Annotated in this window: 7 protein-coding genes; 3 read left to right on the forward strand and 4 right to left on the reverse strand. The window is 44.8% G+C overall.

Annotated elements, in window-relative coordinates; genetic code table 11:
- Positions 1 to 61: 61 nt before the first annotated feature.
- On the reverse strand, positions 62 to 418 hold the full coding sequence (locus J0895_RS17140) for a HepT-like ribonuclease domain-containing protein (RefSeq protein WP_207089254.1): 357 nt from the start codon (positions 416 to 418) through the stop codon (positions 62 to 64).
- A 660-nt stretch (positions 419 to 1,078) separates the two neighbouring features.
- Between J0895_RS17140 and J0895_RS17145 the strand changes: the two genes are divergently transcribed.
- Positions 1,079 to 1,237, forward strand: coding sequence for a YqaE/Pmp3 family membrane protein (locus tag J0895_RS17145; RefSeq protein ID WP_207089255.1), 159 nt, complete (start codon positions 1,079 to 1,081; stop codon positions 1,235 to 1,237).
- A gap of 20 nt (positions 1,238 to 1,257) precedes the next feature.
- Here the strand turns inward: J0895_RS17145 and J0895_RS17150 are convergent, their stop codons facing one another.
- A complete protein-coding gene (locus tag J0895_RS17150; protein ID WP_207089256.1) occupies positions 1,258 to 1,758 on the reverse strand; it encodes a hypothetical protein in 501 nt (166 codons plus the stop codon).
- Positions 1,759 to 3,227: 1,469 nt separating this feature from the next.
- Between J0895_RS17150 and J0895_RS17155 the strand changes: the two genes are divergently transcribed.
- Positions 3,228 to 4,406 (forward strand): WecB/TagA/CpsF family glycosyltransferase, encoded by a 1,179-nt coding sequence (locus J0895_RS17155; protein WP_207089257.1) that lies wholly within the window; start codon positions 3,228 to 3,230, stop codon positions 4,404 to 4,406.
- Between the two features lie 259 nt (positions 4,407 to 4,665).
- On the forward strand, positions 4,666 to 5,337 hold the full coding sequence (locus tag J0895_RS17160; protein ID WP_207089258.1) for a PEP-CTERM sorting domain-containing protein: 672 nt from the start codon (positions 4,666 to 4,668) through the stop codon (positions 5,335 to 5,337).
- A 40-nt stretch (positions 5,338 to 5,377) separates the two neighbouring features.
- Here the strand turns inward: J0895_RS17160 and J0895_RS17165 are convergent, their stop codons facing one another.
- Positions 5,378 to 7,516 carry a hypothetical protein gene (locus J0895_RS17165; RefSeq protein WP_207089259.1) on the reverse strand — a complete coding sequence of 713 codons (2,139 nt, stop codon included), beginning with the start codon at positions 7,514 to 7,516 and terminating at the stop codon, positions 5,378 to 5,380.
- 50 nt (positions 7,517 to 7,566) lie between these two features.
- On the reverse strand, positions 7,567 to 8,545 hold a 979-nt coding region (locus tag J0895_RS17170), incomplete at its 5' end, for a glycoside hydrolase family 5 protein (RefSeq protein ID WP_207089260.1).

Consider the following 8,545-nt stretch of genomic DNA (forward strand, 5'->3'; position numbering starts at 1 on the left):
CCAAAACCCAGCGCGATTAAAGCGGGTTTAAACCCCAAACCAAACAGGTATTTTTTGAGGTTTAGTAATAGGATTGTTCCTCTGGTTCTTGGTGAGGTAAAACCTTTTCCAAAGATTCTATAAGGGTGGGCAAATCTTGTTGAACTGTGTCCCAAACCACTTCTAATACTATCTTATCATATTCATGAATAATTCTATTCCGCATCATAATAAAAGGAATTCGTGACAGAGAAACTCGGGTGCGTTCGGATAAACGACGTTCCGCCTCTCCAATCACTTCTAATCGGCGAATCACCGAATCTTGCAATTGAACATCTTCTACAAAACTGGACCAGCTACTTCTAGAAACGTAGTTCAAAGCAAGTTTGGCCGAGATTAAAATATCCAACAAATATTGCAGGTCACGAGGTGCCAGCATAAATTACCTCAGCTACACTTTAAAAATAAAACGGCAGATGTCATGGTGCGTTGACGGAAGGGCTCGAAACCTGAACCACTCTGGCGCGGCCCCTCCCATCCTAGGGTTCCTTGATCGCCAACCCTGATCGGTTCAATTTTCCTGAGATCTCCTCGTTTGGGCAAGGACGGAGTAGGAGCAAAAGCCTCCCCAGCAAAAATACAGCAAGCCATTGGTTGGCACTCCCTTTTTTTTTCCAGCTTGAGATAATTAAGCGCCCAGGTGGGATGCTCGGGTTTTTGATCTCTATTCATAGCTTGTGTTTGCGAGGGTCGAGTCACCGTAACGGATCTACCCTACCATCGTTTTGCTCTGGGTGCGATGAAAGTTGCCCCTCTAGCCCCTCAAACAGGAAATCGCTTCATCTAGGGGTGCTACCCAGGGGCAGTCGCGCCTGCGCCAGACTGATGCCCTCAGATCTGCGCTTTCCCCGGGGACCACAGTCCGTACAAAATACGAGTGATAGACACCGGAGGTAAAACTTCTTTTGGTGCGCTCACTGATGCATCCTTTCGGAAAAAGCTAACATAGGAAATGGGTCTGACGAGGACAACGCCGAGAGTGCTTCGGCGGTGACCGATCGAGATCCGTTGATATTGTATTTAACAGAAGAGGTAAAAAATGGATCCTATTCGCCTGATTTGTGCTATTTTTCTGCCGCCCCTAGGCGTTTTTTTACAAGTGGGTTTGGGTCGAGATTTTTGGATTAATCTGGTTTTAACGTTATTGGGGTACTTTCCCGGAATTATCCATGCCGTCTGGGTGATTGCTAGAAGGTAACCGCCCCTAAACACCCCCGTTCACACCACGCGATTGATAATCATCCAGACATCTCCATCCGAGCGAACGTGGGGGACTGAAATACTGGTAAATCCGGTAATAAAAGGCTTGTAATAAACCTGCCAATAACTGGTAGAAATTTCATCGGCGATCGCCTTGAGTGCTTTGACTTCTTCGCTCAGTTCATTGGCAAGTTCGTTAATCCGCTGCGCATGAACTCGGGCGCACTCTCTGGACTCTTCGACTTGGGCGGCGATCTCATTTTTTCCAGATTGGCGCTTCAACTGGCTCTGTTTCTGAGAGAGTTTTCTGTGGAGTGCGGCGATCGCATCGTCAATTCCTTTCACTTCTATAGCAACTGCCGCCGTTTCTCTAGCAGCACGTCGATAAGCCATTGCGATCGCTTCTGGGGATTCATCCTCTAAAGAAAGCTCATCGATGGCGAGGGTGGTCCGTTCCCGTTGCAGGTCCTCAATTTGCGAGAGAATGGCTACTATTTCGTCTTTCCGTGGATCTATCATCGTTGACTTATTTTGCCTATCTGAATTTCCGTTGAATTTGTCGCCCCTATGGCTTTCATCGCAAGGCACAACAAACGGGAGCGACCCTATTAATAGAATATCCTATAGCAATCCTAAATGATTTATGACATAATCCGCTCCCCTCTCCCCCTTTGGGCCGCCGACGGTTGGGGGTGAGGGCATTCCACAACTGATTTAGGCGCTGCTATAGATGAGACCGCTTGCATCATTCTCTCCCGCCCCCCTTACAAAAAAGCGGGGATCTAGCGGGAATGATGCAAGCGGTCTATTTGACTTGACCGTGACACGGGATTTTGGATTTGATGCTATAGCTTGTTCTAAATGATTTATGCCCTCTCCTGCTCCCCTCTCCTGCTCCCCTCTCCTTGTAGGCCGCCGACGAGAAAGGGGAGAGGTCTTCTTCCACAACTGATAAAGGAGCTGCTATATATAGCAATCCTACTAATTGATTTTGTAACAAAACCAGCGAGCTTGGAGGCTCCCACGGACAAAAATGTACGCCAATAGCTGAGGAACTATAGCCCATGAGGATATTCAGCTTAGGATAATACCCCTAGGACTTACGCATTACCTCTATATAGAGATTCGTGAATCAACCCTATATTTAGGGTTCGATGTTAAGTAGTGCGTCAGTCCTGACCGACAGTCTTGCGGTCAGCAGACCGGGTTCCCTGACTCGGGAGGACTTCCACTTAACCGGGTAACTCAACTGAAAATGGGTGTTTCTCACCTAGAAAGCACCGTCAGAAATCTGGGCTGAACCGACAAGATGTCCCAGATATTTAAGTAAATTCCACATTGAATGGAGTTAACGGTGAGGATAACCTCTTTAACTCAGGGGAGAGAATTTTATAACTAAACCTAATTTATGGAAGTAGGTTGATTTGATATATGTATATCAAGTCCTCAAAAATCTACCTTTTTAGAGATGACAATTATCTTTTTGTTTAAAATCCGTCAAATATTTATACCAATAGGATGAGGATTCTCAATAAAAATTATTTAATGATATCCCAATCTCATTCAGTGTATTCATGCAGAGGGATGTCTTTTTAGCTATTAGCATGAAAAGATAGATTAGATTCAAAAAACCCCACTATCTCCTCTGTTTACCCCTTCTGATTTTAACCCGGAAACTCAACTGAAAAATGCTGTTCTTGCTGATTGGAGCCAGGACCTGTATTTCAATCTCTCCGATTCCATCTTTAGGCGATCGCCATCGACCATCTGAAGTTATACCACCTACTCAGGGTAGGGAAAACCGGGGATTGCCTCTTAACGGGTGGGTCAGAATGATTGAGCGCCTCTAAATCGGTCCCAATCGCCTTCAGTTAGGCTAAGGGGTTGGTTAACCGACTGGGGAAGATGAAAATAAATTTTTAGAAATTTCGTCAAAAATCCGGTCAAAAAAAAGATTGTCCACATCTCCTATTACAAAGGTTGATACAATGAACAAAATTAACATATTAAATGTAACCATCGATAACTTAACCCAAGAAGAGTTACTGATTCTCCTTAAAGATAAAGGCGGCGTGGTAGTCACCCCCAATGTCGATCATTTAATAAAACTCCAAAAAGATCCAGAGTTTCATCACATCTACCAAGAGGCAGATTATCGGGTTTGTGATAGCCAGATTTTAAAAATAGTCTCCAATTGGCTGGGCAGTCCTATTCGAGAAAAAATTTCTGGCTCTGACTTATTTCCAGCTTTTTATAACTATTTCAAGGATGACCTAGATACTAAAATTTTTCTCCTCGGTGCAGCGGAGGGAGTCGCCCATAAAGCCCAGAAAAATATTAACTCCAAATTAGGCCGCGAGATGGTAATCGGCTGTTACTCTCCTTCCTACGGGTTTGAGAAAAATGAAGCCGAGTGTCAAAAAATTATTGAGATGATCAATCAATCGGGGGCCACGGTATTAGCTGTGGGAGTCGGTGCACCTAAACAGGAAAAATGGATTTACAAATATAAAAATCAGTTGCAGAATATTAAAGTGTTTATGGCAATTGGCGCAACCCTAGATTTTGAAGCTGGGAACCGTCCGCGATCGCCAGAATGGATGAGTCAATATGGGGTAGAGTGGGCCTTTCGGTTGATGTCTGAACCGAAACGTCTGTGGAAGAGATATTTAGTAGAAGACCTCCCCTTTTTCTGGTTAGTGTTTCAACAGAAGTTGAATCTATACCAATACAAAAGTCCCATCGGCCAGTTACTCAAAAGAGCTGGCTTAATTTCCTCAGAACAAGTGGAAGAGATTTTGCAAGAGCAAGCCTATGAGCGGCATCTCCGATTCGGAGACTTACTCGCCCGCCGAGGCTGGGTTAAACCGGAAACTGTTGATTTCTTTGCGTCACAGTTACCGCAATTAGCAACAGCCCATCCCCAGCAACCTTTAGGACAGTATCTCAAAAAAGCTGCCTTGTTAAATGATGACCAAATTACCCGGATTTTAAACTATCAACGTCAAACCGGCATGAAGTTTGGAGAAATTGCAGTTCTCAAAGGGTGGGTTAAGCAAGAAACAATTGATTGGTTTCTAGAAACGGTTAAGACCGAACATAAGGTGCGGTCTTTGGATGATAAGCAAAACTATAGCAAACCATCCATGACGGCGATCGCCTCTTAATTCAGCTTAAAAACTGGACTCATTCATCAAGTTGTAAACCCAGATAATTATTATAAAAACCAAGGATTGAATTCAAGTCTTGGTTTTTATATTTAAATCTTGATTATCTTCATAAAACCTTTAAATTGTTATCATCTAAAAAACAAATTTTATAGATAGAATAAACCTATGGAACAGCTTTTAAAACCTTTCCGGTCTAATGATTTTTAAAATCAGTCAGAAAAGACCTGATTGGCTCATTCAATAAGAGGACATTATTATGCCCAAACTATTCTTGAACGCTTCAAAATTGTTTGCCCTTAGCACTGCCGTTATTAGTTCAATGGGACTGCTGAGTGCAACTGAGGTCAATGCTTTAACGTTTAAAGGGAAAATTTACGAATCTCCCTTTCTCTTTCTAGAAAACAGTGAAATTCAATATACCCTCGCCGATGGGATTTTCGAGACCATTATTTCTTCCCCAATTAATACCTTTTTCACCGATGCCTATCCGGAATTTGGCCCTGAACCAACCGAACCTCTGACCCTTGTTCCCGAGGTAGTCACAGACTTTCAATGGAGCCTCGGGCGAACCTTAGAACCTGTGGAATTTGGACGTTCAATTTTTGGCATTACCGATGCCGGATTATTCCTTCAAATTTTAGACCCCGATACAGCCCCAATTTACCAAAATATTTTTATGTCAACTATACAAGCGCCAGAGGGAATGGCTTTGAGCGTTTGTAAAATACAGGCTTGTGAAGGATCGGCACAGTTTGGAGGAAAAGGCGGATACGCGGGTTCTTGGATGATTCAAACTCCCGTGACTGAATCCCAATCTGTTCCCGAACCCTCCGCCGCAGTCGCCCTCGGTTTTGTCAGTGCATTGCTTTTGAAACGTCAGCGAAAAACTCTCAGCGCCCAACCTGTTGCCATTGCAAATCAACAGTAAAGGCAATGATTAGAGCAAAAATGGTGTTTTGGCTTGAGGGTTATTCATTGCCGATCGCCCGGTAATAAATCCCTCTACCATTAGTGCCTACAAATACTAAGCCAAACTGCTGTTTACTTGCTTCCATCACATTGGGTTGATTGCCAATGGGAATCTCCGAGTCGCCTATGTCAATCCAAGTTTCTCCTAAATCAGGAGACCAAAAAATACTCTCCGGTTGATTAACAACTTTTCCATATAAATACAGCGCCGGAACTTCCTGTCCCGGGGCAGCTTTTCCAAAGGCAAATAAATAAGCCAATTCTACCCCAGCAACTTTGGAAAAGCTCTGTCCCCCATCGGGCGATCGATATAATCCTTCCTCGTTTAAACTCACCCAAACCTCTCCCTCAACTCCCGGCATTGTTTTCAGAAAATGCCAATCTGATTTGGGTAAGTTTCGATTAGTGACAGCAAAGGATAATCCCCCATCTTGACTGTCGTAAACCGTGCCATTCTGGTAATAATAAAATCCGTTGCCATTCACTGAATCAGCCGCTAAAGGTTGAGACCATTTCCAAGGGCCTTTAATACTATCCGGTAAGCCTTGAACCGCTTGCCAGGACCGCCCATTATCTTGAGTTTGGATACCTTGAGTTCCACTGAGGGTCACCACAAATTGCTGGGGATTGGTGGCTGACATTGCAACCCGCATCGGCATCATCTCTTCGGGAAATTGGGGGAATCTTTGCCAGGTTAATCCCCCATCTGCGGAGGTGGCTCCACCATACCGCGAGTTCCAGCGATCGCCTCCGACTCGGACTAAATATTCAGGAGATTGGGCAGCATAATCTAGGCTATAAGTCTCTTGAAAAGAACCGCGATCGGACCCAAACCGTTGGGGCGGAATCTGATTTAAGCGCGAGTGATAAAATCCTTCCACATCGGCTACGGCACTCAGGAGTAATGCACCCGTCGGGGGAGAGATGAGGTCAAAGGTGACGACCTGTTCATGACCTTGGGTATAGTTGGTCCAAACGGGCCGATTCTCGTTAAAATTGTCCGTTTTCCAGACTCCATACCAGTCCGAGAACCAGACTCGACCCGGAACGATGGGGTCAAATTCCAAGGCAGACAAATGATTACTAAAATAATCATCAGGCCACCAAGGAACGGTATTATTAATCTGGGATTTTTTCTCAGTCCAGGTTAACCCACCGTCGCGGGAATGGTAAAGTTGAGTTCGAGTTGTTTCACTATGACTGACAATCAGTTCTTGGGGATTTTGGGGATGAATACTTAACCCATTAAAGGGGGGAGTTTCGCGACGAATCAAGCGCAGAAAAGGGTTTTTGGGGGGAGTAATATCTTGCCAGCTTTCCTGGAGATATTTGCTGACGCCTTGGGCATGAGTTACATACAGAGTGCTATCGGAGGCGACGGCTAATTTAAAGGCATGAGAGGGACTGTGAGGAAGGGGATTCCAGGTTGTGCCGCCATCGGTGGATTGATAGAGGCGATCGCCATAAACACTGGCATAAATTTGGCTGGCATCATTGGGGTCAAAGGCGATCGCCAGAATGCCAATTTTTGAGTCGGAAGGGGTGGGAAAACCGGGGACGGGGTTCCAGGTCATTCCGGCATCAATGGAGCGCCACAAGCCATTTTGTCGGGACCCAAATAACAGGAAATTCGAGTCATGGGGACTGACTACCAGGCGATTTCCCGCCCCGCGCAGTTCTTCATTGCCTCCCATTGGCAGACGGAGGTCCGACTGGACCCAAGTTTGACCGCGATCGCTGGACTTAAAAATTGTCCCCGGTTCTGCCCATAAATATTTTCCAGCAGCAATATACACAATATCTGGATTACTGGGGTCAAGTGCCAATGCTTCCCCGCCATAGTAATCACTTTCGGACCGGGTAAAGCGATCGGTCAAGGGTATCCAACGAGTATCCGTCGGGTCCCATCGATAGAACCCGCCCATATCCGTGCGGATATATCCTAAGTTAGGCACTTGGGGATGGAGATAGAGACCCGTTACATATCCCCCACCGCCCACTGCCACGTTATTCCAGCCCGAGGGAAACTCGGTTTGTACCCCTTGGGGTTGAATCTTTTCTGGAGACTTGCAACTTGTCAGTGAGATTGATAACAAGATATAAAGTGCTAAAAGTGCGATACTTTTTCGGGAGTACATCCCCCAGTTCCCAGCCCAGGGGTATCTATTTAGGGGTGAGTTAATCTCGCTCAATTTCCGGGATATTCTCCATGATTATCTTTCCACACTTGCTCACCCAGCCAAGTTAAATTGGTGGGATTTTCACAACTATCGATATGATGACCTCCGCCATTATCAGTGGTGGTTAATTCAAAATTATCTCCCCCCCACCAAGCCCAGACAATCCGTCCGATATTTCGAGGAACGGCTGTATTGAACATGAACTCAACGGGAGACTTGAATTCGCCATTTTTTTCAACCCCATATTCTCCGATAATTAAGGGAATATTTTTCTCAACCGCCCGGTCTAAATAATCAGCCATTTTGGTTTCAGAATATTTCCATTGGTCATAAAAATGAACGCTAAATACTAGATTATCGTAGGTGTTACCGTTAAAATTCATGAGCTTTTGGGAATGTCCTAAAATGGCACTTTTTTCCGAAGAAACCGATTTAGAATTCCACTCCCCCACATCCTGACCCCAGTAATGCCCATCAATCACGATAATGTTGTCTGCACCGACTTCATCGCGAATTACTTTAATGACTTCTTGATGAACTTTCAACCATTTATCGATATTGGCGCTACTCTCGTGACCCCCCGGTTCATTCATGACATTGAACCAGACATAAGGGTTATTTTTATAGGTAGTAGCTAGGTCGCGATAGAAATCTTTGAGTGTTTCTAAATCTTCGCCTTCATAGTAGGACCCGGTGTGATCATGAGTTTCTACCATCGTGACTAAACCGCGACTTGTATAAACGTCAATTATCTCTTCAAGGGTGCCATTTTCTTCATAAGATTCTTGACCGCCTAAGAGTCGAATATTGACGCGAACGGTGTTGAAATTCCAACAGTCGGCGACTAAATCTACATAACTGGGAGTATTCCCGGGCCAACCATAATCCGGACCGTTGATATTGGTCCCTTTTATCAAAAATTCTGAGCCATCGGGGGCATATATTTTACTGTTTTCAACTTGAAAATTGCCTCGGTTTTGGGCCAAG

Source organism: Phormidium pseudopriestleyi FRX01 (assembly GCF_017313335.1).
Taxonomy (GTDB): domain Bacteria; phylum Cyanobacteriota; class Cyanobacteriia; order Cyanobacteriales; family Laspinemataceae; genus Laspinema; species Laspinema pseudopriestleyi.